Here is a 17,989-nt window from a genome sequence, read left to right as displayed (position 1 = left end):
TGTGAGAAAGATGAAATATTACCTATTGGTGCTGTTGTTTTTATTGATTACACCAGCATTTGCCCAGCTTAACCCCATGGGAAGTATCTATTACCAAAACCAGTTTTTGGCCAATCCGGCAATGGCGGGCCTGGAAACGGGTTTAAACTTAAATGCAGCTTTTAAAACCCAATGGGCTGGGGTAGAGGGCGCTCCAAAAATCCAGTACCTCACCGGTGATTATGGTTTGGCCAATAATAAAGTGGGCTTGGGGTTTCTTTTTTATAATGAAAGCGCCGGAGCCATTAACCGCACCAGGGCAACCGTTACCTACGCATACCATTTGCCTTTAAATGGTGGAACGAACTTTCTGGATTTTGGTTTATCGGCCGGGATTATGAACGAATCGGTAGATTTTGCCAAAGTTAAAGGCGATTTTGATGATGATGTGCTGAACAGTTTTAACGATCGCAAACTTTATTTAGATGGAGATTTTGGTGCCGCTTACCGAACGGATAAATTAACACTGCAAGCGGCTTTACCCAATCTTAAACGTTTTTTTAAAAGAGATGTGTTAAGAAATGTGGTAGACCGTTCTACCTATTTTATTGCAGCAGGTTATAAATTTACCACCGATAAAGTGATTAATACTATCGAACCAAAATTGGTATACAGAGGTGTACAAAACTATGATGGCATTTTCGATGCTGGTGTAAACTTCCAGCTTTTGGAGAACAAACTCATGCTAAATGGCATTTACCACAGTACAAACAGTTTTACAGCTGGTTTTGGTACCAATTATAAAAACCAGTTTTCGCTGTTGTTCCAGTACACCACCAATACCTCAAAAATGCTGAATTATAGTAACGGAGAGTTCGAACTGGGCCTGAAATATAGCATTAAGAATTAATCTCTATCGGCATATCGTTTTGATCAGGTTTGGGTGGCCAACTAGCAATGCTGTGGGTGCAATATACCCGACAGCAGCGGCAGCTCCCGATTTTTCATCGGGACTATAGCGAATGGCGGGGCTGGCGGAACCGAAGGGCCACAAGCCCTGCTTTACAAAATAAAAAGACTATTTATTTAATTTTTTAATGGTGTAAGATATTACCATCTGACACCGATCAGAACATGCTCAACATTTTGCCAGATGCAAGAAATTCTCCCTGTTGATCTGTGGCTAGATCTTTTTTATCTCCCTCTGCCTTCGTCCCATTTATTACGTTCATCCTGCAGTTCACGGGCAAGCCTCATCTCTTTATCTTTCGCTTTTACCTTATGCGCCTGAAACTCGTCGGCCACTTCCTGATAAAGTTCCGTTCTATATTTTGCCTCGTGCCTTAATTTGCCCGATTGAAAAATAATAAAAGCCAAACCGATAGCCAATACAATAATAATGGCCCAAACAATGGTATTGTAGGTGCCTTTATCGAAAGAAATTCCTAAAAACTTAATATCATTAACAGCCGCATTGGCATTGGCCAGCGAACTTTCTTTTCCAGTTACTTCACCTTTTAAGCTCGAAATATTGCCTGCCTGCGCTTTAATTTCCTGTCGGGCTTCCTGTAGTTGTTTGCGTTCCTTTCTCAACGTATCAGTAACACTTTTCCATAAGGATGATAACCGGGTTGGATTAATCAGCCTTGCGCCATACAAGCTTTTAGATTTCGATAACATGAAGTTATACTGTCCGTTTAAAGATGGATCAGTATTCTTTGTGGTGTCTTGTTTGGTTTGCGCAAATGTGAAATTTACAAATAGCAAAGCGGCTAAAAACAATAGGGTGTGTTTAATTTTCTGCATAGTTTAAATATAGGTGTTAGATTATAAAAAACATTTTATCCATTTGTGACGTAATCTGTTTTTAATTAAGCTGCGAGTAAAATTGATAAAAATGTTTCGTGTTTGACACCTAAATAACAATTTTATCTAAGTTTTATTATAAAATTATTTACGATAGGTTACTTTTGTTGCATGCAAATAGGAATTATTGGTTTGGGCGATATGGGCAAATTATATGCAATATCGTTTGTAAATGCTGGTTATAAGGTGTGTGGGGCAGACATGCCCTTGCGTTTTACCGATTTAAAAAATGAACTGGAACCTAAAGGAATCGAGGTTTTAATCGACGGTCATGAGGTTGCACGTAAATCAGACTTTATTATCTATTGCGTTGAAGCCGAAAAAATTGATGAAGTGGTGGCCACTTTTGCGCGATCGACAAAATATGGTGCCATAGTTGCCGGACAAACCTCTGTAAAACATCCGGAAATTGCTGCTTTCGAAAAACACTTGCCTGAAGATACCCAGATTGTAACCTGTCACTCTTTGCATGGTCCGGCTTTTAGTCCCGAAGGGCAAACACTGGTAGTGGTACGCCACCGCGCAACCGATGCTGTTTATGCGCAAGCTTTGGAAATTTATAAATCTTTAAAATCGAACATTATTGAAATGGACGATTACCGGGAACATGATCGTATTGTAGCCGATACACAGGCGGTAACGCACATGGGTTTCGAAAGTATGGGTTCTGCATGGAAAAATGCAGGTTTCTTTCCATGGGATAACCCTGCTTATGCCGGCGGAATTGATAATGTGAAAATTTTAACCACACTGAGGATTTTTAGCTATAAATCGCACATTTATGCCGGTTTGGCTATTTTAAATCCTTATGCACAAAAACAGGTAAAGTATTATGCACAGGCAGAATCAGAACTGTTTAAACTGATGATCTGCGAAAATGAAACCGAGTTTAGGGAAAAGATTTATGCTGCCCGCGATTTTGTTTTTCATGAAAGTCGTTCGCTGCTGCTTTTGGATGATAATATAATGAAAGAATTCAGCCTGTCGGATGCAAACCACAAACAGAAACCCAATTCGCATTTAAGTTTGTTGAGTATGGTGTATGCCTGGTATAAAATGGGGGTAAATCCTTACGATAACCTGATTTGCCAAACGCCACCTTTTAAGTTAAGGTTGGGTATTGCAGAATACCTTTTCAAAAATGAAGCCATGTTAGAAGAATCGATCAATACCGCTTTATACGATAAATCGATCCGTGGTGATGATTTGGAATTCCATACCGCTGTACACGAATGGGCCTCGATTATTGGTTATGGTGATTTAAAAGGTTACAAAGCGCATTTTGAAGCTGCCAAATCATTCTTCGCGAACCGTTTAAATGATGGACGCGATTTGAGTGCAGAGATGATTAAGCGCTTAGGTAAATAATTATTCAATATGAAAACCATTTTGAATAAACCTGAACTGGTTTTGCTGTTGGAGCAGGTATTAAAACAAATAGAAATACTTTGTGGTGAATATGATAATGGAAACGAAGCTGTTATCCAATTAATTGCCGAAAAAATTGTGCCGATGTTTCACAACACTGATCATTCGAAAGCGTTGATGAGCCAACTTAAATTAAGCCATCTCGATATGTATTGCAGTTCGGAGATTTACAATGCTAAAAGCCTCACTAATTTTATTGGCTTATTAAAACTGACGCATCATGCCGGAAAGGGGTGGGGATATTCTTCCAAATTAGACCGGCCGGAATTAAAAAAAGTATCTCAAGAAAACTGGTGGAGTAATAAAAAAGTAATTATTGATTCAGATGGTATTGCTTTTACGAGAGGTAAAATAGTAAAGTCATTAGCCAGTGCCGATCATTTGGTGTTAAACACTTCTGGCTGGATAATAAAAGATGGCGAAGGCAACAAATCAACTATCAACCCAATGGCCGAAACTGTTAGGCAAATTGCTTTCGAACTGCTGGAAAGTTTTAAGGATGTTGATTTGGATAAAGAAAGTAAGCTTTATTATAAATCTTAATTAACCTCAACAAAAAATTGACAATAAACATCTCAAAAATAAAACAATTCTGCCTTTTATTTTTTAACTTTATTATTATGATCACTTTAACTGTGAATATCGACAATAAGAAATCAGAAAAAGCTGTTTTAGATGCTTTAGGCTTAATTTATAATGTTGATAAGCCTTAATCCCTGGAGTAATATAATGCCGATCTTGAAGAAGGAAATGCCGAAATAGAAAATGGAAATTTTATTTCCGCAGATCAGTTGAAAGCCGAAGCCACTAAATGGTAGTTGTTTGGAGTTAGAGAGCAAGATCAGAACTAAAAAAGGTTTTTGATTACATTGCTTTAGACTCTTTAAAATATGCAGTATTGGTCAGGGATGAAATTATTGATTTGACAATAGCGCTCGATAAGCATCCTGAAAAATATGGTTTGGATAAATATAAAATAAATAACGATGGCAGTTGGCGGGCCTTTGAAAAATATCGTTACCGCATATCATATAAAATTACCCCAAATCAAATCCGCATAGTCCGGTTACGTCATACCAGTAAATCCCCCTTACATCATTAAGATCTCTCGTACATCTTCCATTTTCCCTGATCCATTTTACATCTCCCATATACCATATAGACTTTATTTTATTCCCTTAATCCTTCGTTTCCCCAAAAACGGTGCATTATATTTGCCCGCATGTCGGTATTGCTGTTTACCATTATCGTTTTATTAGGTGCTTTTTTAGCCGGATTATTGGGCTCGCTTACGGGGTTAGGTGGAGGGGTAATTATTATCCCGTTGCTCACTTTGGCTTTAGGCGTCGATATCCATTATGCCATTGGCGCATCTATTGTTTCGGTTATCGCTACTTCATCAGGTTCAGCAGCTGCTTATGTAAAAGAGGGCATTACCAATATCCGTATCGGGATGTTTTTAGAGATTGCGACCACGATAGGGGCGGTTTGCGGTGCCATTGTAGCCGTTTACCTCAATGCAAATTACATTGCCATTCTTTTTGGCTGTATCCTCATTTTTTCGGCCATCATGACCTTAAAGAAAAAAGTAGATCATACCACCATGGATGATACCGATAAATGGGCTAAATTTTTTAAACTAAACGGATCTTTCCCCGATAAAGGTGTAGATCATCCATATGCAGTAAAACATGTTCCTGGTGGTTTTTTAATGATGCTTTTTGCAGGAACGTTATCCGGACTGCTGGGTATTGGCAGTGGGGCACTAAAAGTAATTGCCATGGATAACATTATGCGTTTGCCTTTTAAGGTATCAACCACCACCAGTAATTTTATGATGGGGGTTACTGCCGCGGCAAGTGCAGTGGTTTATTTGCACCGCGGACAGATTGATCCTGGTATTGCCATGCCGGTTTGTATCGGTGTTTTAACAGGAGCTTCTTTAGGCTCTAAAATTCTGTTAAGAACAAAAACCGATAAACTTAAAATGGTATTTGCTGTAGTGGTTGCCTTTTTGGCCCTGCAAATGATTTATAAAGGCATAAGCGGATTATAATGGATACAGCAAAAAAAGAAAAGTTGAACGATAAAGATATCCAGGTAATTCTGGGTACACTTTTGCGTGCAGGTGTAATCATCTCGATGAGCATTGTATTAATCGGCGGAGCCATTTTTCTTGTCCATAATAAAGGAGCTGTTACCGACTATAAAGTTTTTAAGCCCGAACTCAACAATTTTTCTTCCATAGCTGCCATATTTAAGGGTGTATTAACCTTTCAGGGCGATGCCATTGTACAGTTTGGTATCCTGATGCTCATTTTTACGCCTATTGCCCGTATTGTTTTCGCTATTTTCAGCTTTTTAATCGAGCGCGATTACCTTTATGTACTCATCGGAATCATCATTTTAACCATCATCACCATCAGTTTAAATGGTGGAATAGCGCATTAATTTTATTTTCGCATCTATTTAACAATTCTCTTTAAAATATTTAGTTAAACCACTAAAATTGTAAATAGAAATTTATAATACAAATCCAATGGCGAAATCTGCTAAAGTTGTTCAATTATTCCAAAAACCTGAGAATTTTATTAAATCCCGTGCCAGAGAACTACAGTTGGGCAACTGTTATATCAATTTCGATTGGGAAGCATCGGGCATTGCAAGTGCGTTGGTGAGCCGGAAACATACCAGTGGAAATGTTACCCTGGGCTTTTATCTCATCGATTTGAAATGTCTGGGGATTAAAGATGCATTTTTTAAGTTTAATATTGCTGAAAACGAAATGCTCGACCTTGTAGACTATATAAGCGGAGTTGAGATCGAATACGAAAAAATACATAACATCATTTATGGCGCAGAAGCTTTTGCCAATGATTGTGGTTTTAAGGCCCATAAAGATTGGGCAATAACCCAATTTATATTGGAAGAAGATGATGATAAAATCCCATTAATCGAAATTGAGTTTGGGGAAGATGGCGTCCCTGCTTATTATGTCGGCCCCGAAGATAACCAGGTTAAGATAAATCAGATACTGGCCACGTTGGATAAAAACGTAGGAGAGGGCAATTACCTGTTTTATAACGATGAAGATGAGTTTGGGGAAGATGAAATTATTGAAGACGATAATGATCCAGGTTTTAAGGAGATATATTATACCCTTACCGACAATTACCGAGATAAATTTGAGGAGAGCGACACAATTACCTTAGATGAAGACCATATTGCCGAAATTTGGGACAATAAGGTACGATTAGGCCTTTATAGCCTTGATGATGATTTGGACGATAAAATTATGGAATGCGCTGAAGAATATGAGCCGGTTTTTGATGTCAAAAGCGTCGAAAGTCTTAATCAGATTCATTCTCTTCTAATCAAAAAACCTGATATGCCATTATTTTACGCAGAATTATTTTTGCAATATAAAGTTTTTGGACTTCATGCAAAGGCTGATGCCATAGCCAAAAAGGGGATGCAGCTTTTTCCTGATTTCTTATATTTAAGACTTTATGTGGCCCATGCCGCGATGGTTGATGGTGAATTGGAAAAGGGCTTAAAGTTATTGAATAAAAAGCACAACATTGATGAAGCGTTCCCACAGCGAACAGCATTTGCAGAAGGCGAGTTTATGCTTTTTTATGCTGCGCTATGTCAATATTTTATGGCTAGTGGTAATTTAGTTGATGCCATAATTTGTAGCGATGCGTTGATCATTGAGATTTATAAGTATGCTTGTAGCGAAAATGCGGTACTTAATGTTTTACAGCTGGTAAAAGCCAAACTCAAACAGGTTGAATAAACTGCTAATATTTTAAATTAAAAGCATTTTTACATCTGAAAATATTGCCTAAAGTGCTTTTAATCAAAATTATAACTACTGCTTTAAACACGCTAATGGCCTGCTAACCTCCCTTTTTAAGTTAAATGCCATCATATCAGCAATTTATTTGAAAAAATATTTCGCTAACTATTTGAAAATTAATAATTCTTGCCTATCTTTGCCGTCCCTTTCGGGGGATGTACAACCACCTTGAACGAAGCCCTACTGCTTCGATGGGTGTTAAAATTAAAAGATAAAATGTCAGGAATTATTGGAAAAAAAGTAGGAATGACCAGTATCTTTGATGCCGAAGGAAGAAACATTCCTTGTACGGTAATCGAGGCTGGACCTTGTGTAGTTACACAGGTAAAAACCGAAGAAGTAGATGGTTATTCATCAATCCAGTTGGGTTACGATGAGAAAAAAGAGAAAAACACAACTCAACCATTGAAAGGCCATTTCGCGAAAGCAAACACAACTCCGAAACGCAAGCTGGTAGAATTTGATTCGTTTACAACTGCACTTAATTTAGGTGACGTAGTAACGGTTGATTCTTTCGCAGAAGGCGATTTTGTTGATGTTGTAGGTACCTCAAAAGGTAAAGGTTTTCAAGGTGTTGTAAAACGCCACGGATTCGCCGGTGTTGGTATGCAGACTCACGGTCAGCATAACCGTTTACGTGCCCCAGGTTCATTGGGAGCATCGTCTTTCCCTTCACGTGTATTCAAAGGAATGCGCATGGCAGGAAGAACAGGTGGAGACAGGGTAAAAGTTCAAAACTTACAGGTTTTGAAAGTTTATGCTGATCAAAACTTATTAGTAGTTAGTGGTTCCATTCCAGGAGCTAAAGGTTCTTACGTAATCTTAGACAAGTAATCAGATGGAAGTTAAAGTATTAAACATTTCAGGTAAAGAAACAGGTGCCAAGGTGCAACTTCCTGAATCGGTATTTGGTATCGAGCCTAACGACCACGCGATTTATTTAGATGTAAAACAGTATTTGGCTAACCAACGTCAGGGTACTCACAAATCTAAACAACGTAATGAGATTGCTGGTTCTACCCGCAAACTATACAAACAAAAAGGTACAGGTGGTGCCCGTGCTGGTAGCATTAAATCTCCGTTATTTAACGGTGGTGGTCGTGTTTTCGGTCCTCAGCCACGTGATTATAGCTTTAAATTGAACAAGAAATTAAAATCATTAGCACGTAAATCTGCTTTAGCTTATAAAGCAAAAGATAACAGCGTGGTAGTTTTAGAAGATTTCAACTTCGATACTGCTAAAACTAAAAACTATACAAGTTTATTGGCTGCGTTAAACGTAGGTACTCAAAAAACTTTATTGGTTTTACCTGCGCAAAATAATAATATCTATTTATCAAGCAGAAACGTTCAGAAAACTAAAGTAATCTCGGCAGCAGATTTAAATACTTATGATGTATTAAACGCTGGTGTACTTGTGTTAACTACTGATTCTGTTAAAACTTTGGAGGAGGCATTTGCCAAATAATATGGAAATTTTAAAAAAACCAATATTAACCGAAAAAGCTTCAGCTTTAACTGAGAAATCTAACCGTTTCACTTTTAGCGTTAACCACAAGGCTAACAAAATCCAAATCAAAGCTGCTATTGAAAAATTGTACGGTGTAACCATCGTTGCAGTTAACACAATGGTTGTTGATGGAAAAGCTAAATCTCGTTACACTAAAGCAGGTTTTGTATCAGGTCGTAGCCCGAAATACAAAAAAGCAATTGTAACGTTAAAAGACGGCGAAACAATAGATTATTACGCAACCCTTTAATTTAATAATATATTATAACTATGGGCTTAAGAAAATTTAAACCAGTTACTCCAGGTACCCGCTTCAGAGTTGGTGCTAGTTTTACGGAGATTACAGCAACCAAGCCCGAAAAATCATTGGTTGTATCATCAAAAAAGTCTGGTGGACGTAACAATACAGGTAAAATGACTATGCGCTACATGGGTGGTGGTCATAAAAAATCATATCGTTTAATCGACTTCAAACGCGATAAATTCGATATTCCTGCAACAGTAGCTACTGTTGAATACGATCCTAACCGTACTGCCCGCATTGCATTATTACATTATGCAGATGGCGAGAAGCGTTATATCATTGCTCCAGAAGGATTGCAAGTTGGTTCGGTATTATTATCGGGCGATAAAGCAGCACCTGAAGTAGGTAACACTTTAACTTTATCGAAGATTCCATTAGGTTCTATCATCCACAACGTGGAGATTCACCCTGGAAAAGGAGCACAATTGGCTCGTAGTGCAGGTGCTTATGCACAATTAGCTGCCCGCGATGGTAAATATGCTACCTTAAAAATGCCTTCAGGCGAAACCCGTTTAATCTTGACTACTTGTCTTGCTACTATCGGTGCTGTATCTAACTCAGATCACGCAAACGAAGTATTAGGTAAAGCTGGTCGTAAACGTTGGTTGGGCCGTCGTCCGAGAACCAGACCGGTAGCGATGAACCCTGTCGATCACCCAATGGGTGGTGGTGAAGGTAGATCATCAGGTGGTCACCCACGTTCAAGAAAAGGTTTATTGTCTAAAGGCTTTAAAACCAGAGAACTTAAAAAATATTCTAATCGTTACATCATAGAGAGAAGGAAGAAATAATGGCTCGTTCGATAAAAAAAGGACCTTATATTGACCATAACGTAGAGAAAAAAGTAAACTCTATGAATGATTCAGGCAAAAAGTCTGTAATCAAAACTTGGTCTCGCAGATCAATGATTTCACCAGATTTCGTGAATCATACATTTGCAGTACACAACGGAAATAAATTTATCCCTGTGTACGTTACAGAAAACATGGTTGGTCACAAGTTGGGAGAATTTGCTCCAACCAGAACATTCAGAGGACACGCTGAAAAGAAAAAATAATTAGACAATGGAAGCAATAGCAAAATTAAACAATTGTCCAACCTCACCACGTAAGATGCGTTTGGTTGTAGATCTTATCAGAGGTGAACGTGTAGAAAAAGCATTAAGCATTTTAAAGTTTACCAATAAAGAAGCAGCAATAAGAGTTGAGAAATTATTATTATCTGCGATCAAAAACTGGGAAGCTAAAAATGATGGTGCCCGCCCTGAAGAAAGTCAACTTTTTGTTAAAACAATTATGGTTGATGGTGGCCGTCAGTTAAAACGCTTACGCCCAGCTCCTCAAGGCCGTGGATATAGAATTCGTAAACGTTCTAACCACGTAACGCTGATTGTAGATAGTAAAAACACAGAAACAACTCAAAACTAATTAGGAAATGGGACAAAAAGCAAATCCAATAGGTGCCAGGTTAGGAATTATCAAAGGATGGGATTCTAACTGGTTCGGTGGCAACAACTACTCCGATAAATTAGTTGAAGATGAGAAAATAAGAAAATACCTTTCTGCCCGTATCGCTAAAGGTGGTGTTGCAAAAGTAGTTATCGAGCGTACCTTAAAACGTATCACTGTAACTATCCACACAGCCCGTCCAGGTATCGTAATCGGTAAAGCAGGAGCTGAGGTTGATAAAATCAAAGAAGAGTTAAAGAAATTGACTAAAAAGGAAATTCAAATTAACATCTTCGAAATTAAACGCCCAGAACTTGATGCACAATTAGTTGCAGAAGGTGTTGCAAAACAATTAGAAGCAAGGATCTCATTCCGTAGAGCAATGAAATCTTCTATCGCATCAACCATGCGTATGGGTGCTGAAGGTATCAAAATCATGACTTCTGGTCGTTTAGGTGGTGCTGAGATGGCACGTACCGAGCAGTACAAAGAAGGAAGAGTGCCTTTGCATACATTCCGTGCTGATATCGACTATGCTTTAGCTGAAGCCTTAACTACTTATGGTAAAATAGGTGTTAAAGTATGGATCTGTAAAGGTGAGGTTTATGGAAAACGTGATTTGTCTCCAAACATTGGTGCAACAAACAACGGTCCAAAAGGCCAATCTGAAAAACCAGCTTTCGGCGGAAGAGATAACCGTGGTGGTGGAAGAGATAACCGTGGCGGTGGTAACGACAGACGTGGTGGAAACCAAGGTGGTGGTCGTGGTCCAGGTCAAGGTGGTCCCGGAGCGAACAGAGGTGGTGGCGCAGGCGCTAACAGAGGTCCTCGTAAATAATTGATTTATTAACATCGTTTAACGATTAGAACAAAATAAAATGTTACAGCCAAAAAGAACGAAGTTCAGGAAGATGCAAAAAGGCAGAATGAAGGGTTTAGCTTCTCGTGGAGCTGAGTTAGCATTCGGATCTTTCGGTATCAAATCTCTAGAAGCTACTTGGATCACAAGTCGTCAGATAGAGGCTGCCCGTATTGCCGTAACTCGTTTCATGAAACGTGAAGGCCAAGTATGGATCAGGATCTTCCCGGACAAACCGGTAACTAAAAAACCTGCTGAGGTACGTATGGGTAAAGGTAAAGGTGCTCCTGAGTATTGGGTAGCAGTTGTAAGACCTGGACGTGTAATTTTCGAAGCTGAAGGTGTGCCTTTAGAAGTAGCTAAAGAAGCATTACGTTTAGCCGCACAAAAATTACCAATCCAAACCAAATTCGTAGTACGTAGAGATTACGTAGAAGCATAGTAAAGGTGTTGAGATGAATGTTGTAAATACTTGTTTATTATAACCGCTACACTCAACGTAAAAGAAAAAGAAAAATGAAAAATTCAGAAATCACAGGGCTTTCAAAAGAAGAATTAGTAACTAAGATTGCGGAAGAAAAAGAGAACTTATCAAAATTGAAGTTCGCTCACACTATTTCAGCTATCGAAAATCCTTCACGCATTGCAAAAGTAAGGAAAGACATAGCCCGTTTAAACACTGAGTTGACTAAAGTGAAAAACACTGAGTCAGCTACTGAAACTAAATAATTCGAGAGTCATGGAAAGACAATTAAGAAAAACAAGAACGGGGTTAGTGGTTAGCAACAAGATGGATAAATCTGTTGTAGTGAGCGTTGAGCGTAAAGTAAAACACCCGATTTATGGTAAGTTCGTAAAGAAAACTACCAAATTTATGGCTCACGACGAGAAAAACGAATGCGGTATCGGTGATACAGTATTGATTATGGAAACTCGTCCTTTGAGTAAAAACAAGAACTGGAGATTGGTACAAATTTTAGAAAGAGCTAAATAAGATGGTACAACAGGAATCGAGATTAAACGTTGCTGATAACAGCGGCGCAAAAGAAGTATTGGTAATTCGTGTGCTAGGTGGAACCGGCAAACGTTATGCTTCAATTGGTGATAAAGTAGTTGTTACCGTAAAAAGCGCGTTACCTTCTGGTAACATTAAAAAAGGTACAGTTTCTAAAGCAGTTGTTGTAAGAACTAAAAAAGAAATCCGTCGTAAAGATGGTTCTTATATCCGTTTTGACGATAATGCAGCTGTATTATTGAACGCACAGGATGAGCCAAGAGGTACACGTATCTTTGGCCCGGTTGCGAGAGAACTACGTGAAAAACAATTCATGAAAATTGTATCATTAGCACCGGAGGTATTATAAAATGGGAAACAAAGTAAATACACCATCAAAACTTAAAATCCGCACAGGAGATTTAGTTAAAGTAATTGCTGGCGATTCAAAAGGTCAACAAGGAAAAGTACTTTCAGTACAAATAGATAAAAACAGAGCCATTGTAGAAGGCGTTAACTTAGTATCTAAACATACTAAACCAAATGCTGCTAATCCTAACGGTGGTATTATTAAAAAAGAAGCTGCTCTTCACATTTCTAACTTGATGTTGGTTGATCCAAAATCTGGTAAAGCTACCCGCGTTGGTCGTAAACTAAACGCTGATGGTAAATTAGTTAGAGTTGCTAAAATTTCAGGAGAGGAGATTAAATAATGGCTACACCTAGATTAAAAAGCAAATACAAAGAAGAAGTTGTAAATGCACTAAAAGAGAAATTTCAGTACAAAACTGTAATGCAGGTTCCCAAATTGGAAAAAATCTGTATCAATCAGGGTGTTGGTCGTTTTTCTGTTACTGATAAAAAGATTATGGATACCACTATCGTTGAGTTGACTACCATTACTGGTCAGCAAGCGGTTCCGGCTAACTCTAAGAAAGATATCTCTAACTTTAAATTACGTAAAGGTATGCCAGTAGGTGTACGTGTTACTTTACGCGATAACAACATGTACGAGTTCTTAGATCGTTTGATCTCTGTAGCTTTGCCACGTATCCGTGATTTCAAAGGTATTAACGATAAAGGTTTTGATGGAAAAGGTAACTATACATTAGGCGTTACTGAACAAATCATTTTCCCAGAAATTAATATAGATAAAATCAATAAAATTTTAGGGATGGATATAACTTTCGTAACTTCGGCAAAATCTGACGTTGAGGCTCTTGAGTTATTGAAACAATTCGGATTACCATTTAAAAATCAAAAAACAGCAGAATAATGGCAAAAGAAGGTGTAAAAGCACGCGAAGTTAAGCGCCAAAAATTGGTAGCTAGATACGCTGAAAAACGTGCAGTATTAAAAGCTGCAGGAGATTTCGAGGGTTTAGATAAATTACCTAAAAACTCATCTCCGGTACGTTTACACAACCGTTGTAAATTAACTGGTCGTCCTCGTGGATATATGCGTACCTTTGGTATTTCAAGGGTAACGTTCCGCCAGATGGCATTAGACGGTAAAATACCAGGTGTTAAAAAAGCATCTTGGTAATATAAAGTATTAGTACTGAGTATCAAGTATAGAGTAGCAAGTATCAGGGCCATATCGGACTTGATACTTGTATCTTATTACTTGATACTTATGTCTATATACTAAAAAAAGAATTTTAACCGGTAGCAGGTCTTACAGCTGAGTAGCAGGAGGAAACCACTATCAAAAACAATAAAAAATGAATACAGATCCAATAGCAGATTATTTAACAAGAGTAAGGAATGCCATTAAGGCCAACCACCGTGTTGTAGAAATTCCTGCATCAAACCTTAAAAAAGAAATTACTAAAGTTCTTTTCGATAAAGGTTACATAGCGAACTACAAGTTTGAAGATACTACCGTTCAAGGCATCATTAAAATCGCTTTGAAATACAATCCGATTACTAAAGTTCCTGCTATTCGTACATTAGTGCGGATAAGTAAACCAGGTTTGAGAAACTATGCTGGTGTTGAAAATATGCCAAGAGTATTAAACGGTTTAGGTATCGCAATCTTATCTACTTCTAAAGGTGTAATGACCGATAAAGAAGCAGCCAAATTAAACATTGGTGGTGAGGTATTGTGTCACGTTTATTAATATTAGGAGAACAGCACAATGTCAAGAATAGGAAAAGCCCCAATTACAATCCCTGCAGGTGTTACCATTACCGTATCTAAAGATAACGTAGTAAGTGTAAAAGGCCCTAAAGGTGAATTAACACAAGCAGTAGATTCAGATATCACTGTAAGTCAGGAAGACGGAATTTTAACAGTTCAACGTCCTTCAGAACAAAAGAAACACAAAGCATTACACGGTTTATATCGCTCATTGCTTAACAATATGGTTATTGGTGTTACAGAAGGTTACAAATTAACTCAAGAATTAGTAGGTGTTGGTTACCGTGCTACAAACACAGGTAATACACTAGATCTGGTTTTAGGTTATTCTCACCATTATGTATTCCAGTTACCAGAAGAGATTAAAGTAACTACATCATCAGAAAAAGGTCAGACTCCTAAAATTATTTTAGAAAGTATTGACAAACAATTGATTGGCCAGGTAGCAGCGAAAATCCGTTCGTTACGTGCACCAGAACCATATAAAGGTAAAGGTATCAAGTTTGTAGGTGAAGTGTTAAGAAGAAAAGCAGGTAAATCAGCATCTAAAAAATAGTAATCATGGCAGGTAAAAAATTATCAAGAAGAGATCGTATTAAAAAAGGGATCAGAAAAAGACTTACCGGTTCAGAAGAACGTCCAAGGTTATCTGTATATAGAAGCAATAAAGGGATTTATGCTCAGGTAATTAACGATGTAACCGGTAAAACAATAGCATCAGCATCATCATTATCGAAAGATTTTACTGGTACTGGAAACAAAAGCGATCAGTCTGTTGCTGTAGGCAAATTAGTTGCCGAAAAAGCAATCGCTGCAGGTGTTAAAGAAGTTGTTTTCGATAGAAACGGCTATTTATACCACGGTCGTGTAAAATCGTTGGCAGAGGGTGCCCGCGAAGCTGGTTTAGTATTTTAATCTGAAGAAAAAGTAAGATGTCAACTATTAATATAAAAAGAGTAAAAACCACCGATATCGAATTAAAGGATCGTTTGGTTAGTATACAACGTGTTGCCAAAGTAACCAAAGGTGGCCGTACTTTCAGCTTCTCAGCAATTGTTGTTGTAGGTGATGAAAACGGTGTTGTTGGTTTCGGTTTAGGTAAAGCGAAAGAGGTAACTGAAGCAATTGCAAAAGGTGTGGATGATGCTAAAAAGAACTTGGTTAAAGTTCCAATTTTAAACGGTACTGTTCCTCACGAGCAAATCGGTAAATTCTCAGGTGGTTTTGTATTAATCAAACCAGCTGCAGTAGGTACCGGAGTAATTGCAGGTGGTGCGATGCGTGCTGTATTAGAGAGTGCTGGTGTACATAACGTATTGGCAAAATCTAAAGGATCATCTAACCCACACAACGTGGTAAAAGCAACTGTTGATGCGTTAACTAAAATGCGCGATGCTTATACAGTAGCTCAAACCCGTGGTATTGATTTAAACAAAGTATTTAACGGATAATATCATGGCTAAGATCAAAATAACACAAGTAAAAAGCGTTATCGACAGAAGCGAGCGCCAAAAAAGAACCGTTCAGGCTTTGGGTTTATCAAAAATGAACCAAAGTGTTGAGGTTGAAGCTACACCACAGATTATCGGTATGGTTCGTAAAGTGAACCATTTGGTAGCAATCGAAGCAATTTAATAAAAGTTTTAAAGGTAATATTGGGTAAAACCGGTATTACCTTTATATATGTTTAATCGTTGTACCTGTTTAGTGAAAGCGAAGGGCAACACAAATTCAAAAAAATGAATTTAAATAATTTAAAACCTGCAGTAGGTTCTACAAAAAACAGCAAAAGAATTGGTCGTGGTACAGGTTCTGGTCGTGGCGGTACTTCAACCCGTGGTCACAAAGGTGCGGGTTCTCGTTCAGGTCACAAAACCAAAATCGGTTTCGAAGGTGGTCAAATGCCTTTACAACGTCGTGTGCCTAAGGTTGGTTTCAAACCAATCAACCGTACCGAATATGTTGGTGTAAACTTAGACGTATTACAAACATTAGCTGAAAAACACAGCTTAACAACTATCGATTTTGCTGCTTTACAAGCACATGGTTTAGCATCTAAAAACGACTTAGTTAAAATTTTAGGTCGTGGTGAAGTTAAAGCAAAGCTAGAAATTACAGCACATGCGTTCTCTGCAACCGCACAAAAAGCTATTGAAGCTGCAGGTGGTTCTATTGTAAAATTGTAATTATTAAATGAAGAAGCTATTTACTACTTTAAGTAATATCTGGAAAATTCAGGAATTAAAAGAGCGTATATTGTTTACGCTCTTAATTCTTTTGGTATACCGTTTCGTATCTCACGTGGTTTTACCAGGTGTAGATCCAACTGCTTTAGGCAATAACGAAAAATCAGGACTTTTAGGCTTACTGGATATGTTTGCCGGAGGATCTTTTTCTCGTGTGTCTATCTTAGCATTGGGGGTAATGCCTTATATCTCTGCGTCTATCGTGGTGCAACTATTAGGTATTGCTGTTCCTTCTTTCCAAAAAATGCAGAAAGAAGGCGAAAGTGGTAGAAAGAAAATGAACCAGATTACCCGTTACCTAACGGTAGCGATCACAATCGTTCAATCTGTTGGTTACGTTAAAACGCAGGTTCCTGCAGAAGCTATTTTATTACCAAACACTTTATTTTTAGTATTATCTACGTTTGTATTAACGGCAGGTACATTATTTGTAATGTGGTTAGGTGAAAAAATTACTGATAAAGGTATTGGTAACGGTACATCACTAATCATTATGGTTGGTATTATTGCCCGTTTACCAGTTGCAATTTCTCAAGAGTTTAGTGCCCGTGTAGGTTCTGCCAGTGAAGGTGGAGGCCCGGTTGCTTTGGTTTTAGAGATCGTTGCATTATTTGCTGTGGTAATGTTTACCATTTTAATTGTTCAAGGTGTACGTAAAGTACCTGTACAATACGCTAAGAAAATTGTTGGTAACCGCCAGTTTGGTGGTGTTCGTCAGTACATTCCTTTAAAAGTGAATGCTGCTGGTGTTATGCCGATCATTTTCGCCCAGGCGTTAATGTTTATTCCAGGTGCTTTAATGCAGTTTGTTCCTTCTTTACAAGGTTCTTGGTTAATCCAGTTCAGTAACACAACTTCGTTGGCTTATAGCTTAACGTTTGCTATTTTAATTATCGCATTTACTTTCTTCTATACCGCCATTACGGTTAATCCAACCCAAATGAGCGATGATATGAAGAAAAATGGTGGTTTTATCCCGGGTGTTAAACCAGGTTTTGCAACATCAACTTTTATTGATGATGTAATTTCTAAAATCACTTTCCCAGGTGCAGTATTTTTAGCAATCATTGCTATTCTCCCTTCATTAGCTGTTAAGTTCGGTATTAAACAAGAATTTGCACACTTCTTTGGTGGTACTTCTTTATTGATTTTGGTTGGTGTTGTTTTGGATACTTTACAACAGATCGAAAGTTATTTATTGATGCGCCACTACGATGGTTTAATGAAAACGGGTAGGGTTACAGGCAGAACAGGTATTCCTGCTGCAAGTAGCAACGCAGCGTTGTAAAAATGGAATTATTGAATTTTGAATGATTGAATGAGCGAAAAGCTGGTTTAGGCATTTTGCTCA

General features: G+C 38.1%; 28 protein-coding genes and 1 pseudogene. 28 read left to right on the top strand and 1 reads right to left on the bottom strand.

Annotated elements, in window-relative coordinates:
- Window positions 1–10 precede the first annotated feature (10 nt).
- Window positions 11–889 (top strand): type IX secretion system membrane protein PorP/SprF, encoded by an 879-nt coding sequence (locus tag R2R28_RS19765; RefSeq protein WP_316827391.1) that lies wholly within the window; start codon window positions 11–13, stop codon window positions 887–889.
- A gap of 284 nt (window positions 890–1,173) precedes the next feature.
- Here R2R28_RS19765 and R2R28_RS19760 read toward each other — a convergent pair whose 3' ends face one another.
- The gene (locus R2R28_RS19760; RefSeq protein WP_316827390.1) at window positions 1,174–1,785 is read right to left on the bottom strand and encodes a hypothetical protein; all 612 of its coding nucleotides are present in this window, start codon (window positions 1,783–1,785) and stop codon (window positions 1,174–1,176) included.
- A gap of 171 nt (window positions 1,786–1,956) precedes the next feature.
- On the opposite strand from R2R28_RS19760, the gene R2R28_RS19755 reads away from it, so the two are divergent.
- From R2R28_RS19755 to secY, 27 genes and pseudogenes are all read left to right on the top strand, one after another.
- Window positions 1,957–3,213, top strand: coding sequence for a prephenate dehydrogenase (locus R2R28_RS19755; protein ID WP_316827389.1), 1,257 nt, complete (start codon window positions 1,957–1,959; stop codon window positions 3,211–3,213).
- A 9-nt stretch (window positions 3,214–3,222) separates the two neighbouring features.
- Window positions 3,223–3,816 (top strand): hypothetical protein, encoded by a 594-nt coding sequence (locus tag R2R28_RS19750; protein ID WP_316827388.1) that lies wholly within the window; start codon window positions 3,223–3,225, stop codon window positions 3,814–3,816.
- 301 nt (window positions 3,817–4,117) lie between these two features.
- Window positions 4,118–4,375, top strand: a pseudogene (locus tag R2R28_RS29205) (type II toxin-antitoxin system RelE/ParE family toxin); the annotation flags it as partial.
- Window positions 4,376–4,495: 120 nt separating this feature from the next.
- Window positions 4,496–5,329: a sulfite exporter TauE/SafE family protein gene (locus R2R28_RS19745; RefSeq protein ID WP_316827387.1), complete on the top strand. Its 834-nt coding sequence runs from the start codon at window positions 4,496–4,498 to the stop codon at window positions 5,327–5,329.
- Complete coding sequence (locus tag R2R28_RS19740; RefSeq protein WP_316827386.1) at window positions 5,329–5,724, top strand: DUF1634 domain-containing protein; 396 nt, start codon at window positions 5,329–5,331, stop codon at window positions 5,722–5,724. The genes R2R28_RS19745 and R2R28_RS19740 overlap by 1 nt, the downstream gene beginning before the upstream one ends.
- 88 nt (window positions 5,725–5,812) lie before the next feature.
- A complete protein-coding gene (locus tag R2R28_RS19735) occupies window positions 5,813–7,072 on the top strand; it encodes a hypothetical protein (protein ID WP_316827385.1) in 1,260 nt (419 codons plus the stop codon).
- A 279-nt stretch (window positions 7,073–7,351) separates the two neighbouring features.
- On the top strand, window positions 7,352–7,969 hold the full coding sequence (gene rplC, locus R2R28_RS19730) for a 50S ribosomal protein L3 (protein WP_316827384.1): 618 nt from the start codon (window positions 7,352–7,354) through the stop codon (window positions 7,967–7,969).
- Window positions 7,970–7,973: 4 nt separating this feature from the next.
- A complete protein-coding gene (gene rplD, locus R2R28_RS19725) occupies window positions 7,974–8,603 on the top strand; it encodes a 50S ribosomal protein L4 (protein WP_316827383.1) in 630 nt (209 codons plus the stop codon).
- 1 nt (window position 8,604) lies between these two features.
- Entirely contained in the window at window positions 8,605–8,895 is a 291-nt protein-coding gene (gene rplW, locus R2R28_RS19720; RefSeq protein ID WP_025145221.1) for a 50S ribosomal protein L23, read from the top strand.
- Window positions 8,896–8,915: 20 nt separating this feature from the next.
- Window positions 8,916–9,740, top strand: coding sequence for a 50S ribosomal protein L2 (gene rplB, locus R2R28_RS19715; protein WP_187591698.1), 825 nt, complete (start codon window positions 8,916–8,918; stop codon window positions 9,738–9,740).
- The gene (rpsS, locus tag R2R28_RS19710) at window positions 9,740–10,006 is read left to right on the top strand and encodes a 30S ribosomal protein S19 (protein WP_010599906.1); all 267 of its coding nucleotides are present in this window, start codon (window positions 9,740–9,742) and stop codon (window positions 10,004–10,006) included. Before rplB ends, rpsS begins: the two co-directional genes overlap by 1 nt.
- 7 nt (window positions 10,007–10,013) lie before the next feature.
- Window positions 10,014–10,376 (top strand): 50S ribosomal protein L22, encoded by a 363-nt coding sequence (gene rplV, locus R2R28_RS19705; protein WP_316827382.1) that lies wholly within the window; start codon window positions 10,014–10,016, stop codon window positions 10,374–10,376.
- Window positions 10,377–10,383: 7 nt separating this feature from the next.
- Window positions 10,384–11,235 (top strand): 30S ribosomal protein S3, encoded by an 852-nt coding sequence (gene rpsC / locus R2R28_RS19700; protein ID WP_316827381.1) that lies wholly within the window; start codon window positions 10,384–10,386, stop codon window positions 11,233–11,235.
- 40 nt (window positions 11,236–11,275) lie between these two features.
- Window positions 11,276–11,698: a 50S ribosomal protein L16 gene (gene rplP / locus R2R28_RS19695; protein ID WP_010599903.1), complete on the top strand. Its 423-nt coding sequence runs from the start codon at window positions 11,276–11,278 to the stop codon at window positions 11,696–11,698.
- A gap of 74 nt (window positions 11,699–11,772) precedes the next feature.
- Window positions 11,773–11,985, top strand: coding sequence for a 50S ribosomal protein L29 (gene rpmC / locus R2R28_RS19690; RefSeq protein WP_316827380.1), 213 nt, complete (start codon window positions 11,773–11,775; stop codon window positions 11,983–11,985).
- Between the two features lie 10 nt (window positions 11,986–11,995).
- A complete protein-coding gene (gene rpsQ / locus R2R28_RS19685) occupies window positions 11,996–12,250 on the top strand; it encodes a 30S ribosomal protein S17 (protein ID WP_010599901.1) in 255 nt (84 codons plus the stop codon).
- Window position 12,251: 1 nt separating this feature from the next.
- On the top strand, window positions 12,252–12,620 hold the full coding sequence (gene rplN / locus R2R28_RS19680; RefSeq protein ID WP_010599900.1) for a 50S ribosomal protein L14: 369 nt from the start codon (window positions 12,252–12,254) through the stop codon (window positions 12,618–12,620).
- A 1-nt stretch (window position 12,621) separates the two neighbouring features.
- Window positions 12,622–12,963 (top strand): 50S ribosomal protein L24, encoded by a 342-nt coding sequence (gene rplX / locus R2R28_RS19675; protein WP_025145216.1) that lies wholly within the window; start codon window positions 12,622–12,624, stop codon window positions 12,961–12,963.
- Window positions 12,960–13,526, top strand: coding sequence for a 50S ribosomal protein L5 (gene rplE / locus R2R28_RS19670; protein WP_086547740.1), 567 nt, complete (start codon window positions 12,960–12,962; stop codon window positions 13,524–13,526). The genes rplX and rplE overlap by 4 nt, the downstream gene beginning before the upstream one ends.
- Window positions 13,526–13,795, top strand: coding sequence for a 30S ribosomal protein S14 (gene rpsN, locus R2R28_RS19665; protein WP_025145214.1), 270 nt, complete (start codon window positions 13,526–13,528; stop codon window positions 13,793–13,795). The genes rplE and rpsN overlap by 1 nt, the downstream gene beginning before the upstream one ends.
- A gap of 178 nt (window positions 13,796–13,973) precedes the next feature.
- On the top strand, window positions 13,974–14,372 hold the full coding sequence (gene rpsH, locus R2R28_RS19660; protein ID WP_187591697.1) for a 30S ribosomal protein S8: 399 nt from the start codon (window positions 13,974–13,976) through the stop codon (window positions 14,370–14,372).
- Between the two features lie 18 nt (window positions 14,373–14,390).
- Window positions 14,391–14,948 (top strand): 50S ribosomal protein L6, encoded by a 558-nt coding sequence (rplF, locus tag R2R28_RS19655; protein WP_316827379.1) that lies wholly within the window; start codon window positions 14,391–14,393, stop codon window positions 14,946–14,948.
- Between the two features lie 5 nt (window positions 14,949–14,953).
- Entirely contained in the window at window positions 14,954–15,307 is a 354-nt protein-coding gene (gene rplR / locus R2R28_RS19650) for a 50S ribosomal protein L18 (RefSeq protein WP_029278655.1), read from the top strand.
- Between the two features lie 17 nt (window positions 15,308–15,324).
- The gene (rpsE, locus tag R2R28_RS19645; RefSeq protein WP_010599893.1) at window positions 15,325–15,843 is read left to right on the top strand and encodes a 30S ribosomal protein S5; all 519 of its coding nucleotides are present in this window, start codon (window positions 15,325–15,327) and stop codon (window positions 15,841–15,843) included.
- Window positions 15,844–15,847: 4 nt separating this feature from the next.
- Window positions 15,848–16,027: a 50S ribosomal protein L30 gene (rpmD, locus tag R2R28_RS19640; protein ID WP_010599892.1), complete on the top strand. Its 180-nt coding sequence runs from the start codon at window positions 15,848–15,850 to the stop codon at window positions 16,025–16,027.
- Between the two features lie 104 nt (window positions 16,028–16,131).
- Window positions 16,132–16,578: a 50S ribosomal protein L15 gene (gene rplO, locus R2R28_RS19635; protein ID WP_316827378.1), complete on the top strand. Its 447-nt coding sequence runs from the start codon at window positions 16,132–16,134 to the stop codon at window positions 16,576–16,578.
- Window positions 16,579–16,585: 7 nt separating this feature from the next.
- Entirely contained in the window at window positions 16,586–17,926 is a 1,341-nt protein-coding gene (gene secY, locus R2R28_RS19630) for a preprotein translocase subunit SecY (protein ID WP_316827377.1), read from the top strand.
- The last annotated feature ends 63 nt before the right edge of the window (window positions 17,927–17,989 follow it).

Source organism: Pedobacter miscanthi (genome assembly GCF_032678605.1).
In the GTDB taxonomy this organism is placed as follows: domain Bacteria; phylum Bacteroidota; class Bacteroidia; order Sphingobacteriales; family Sphingobacteriaceae; genus Pedobacter; species Pedobacter miscanthi_A.
This window is presented reverse-complemented; position numbering and strand designations above follow the sequence as displayed.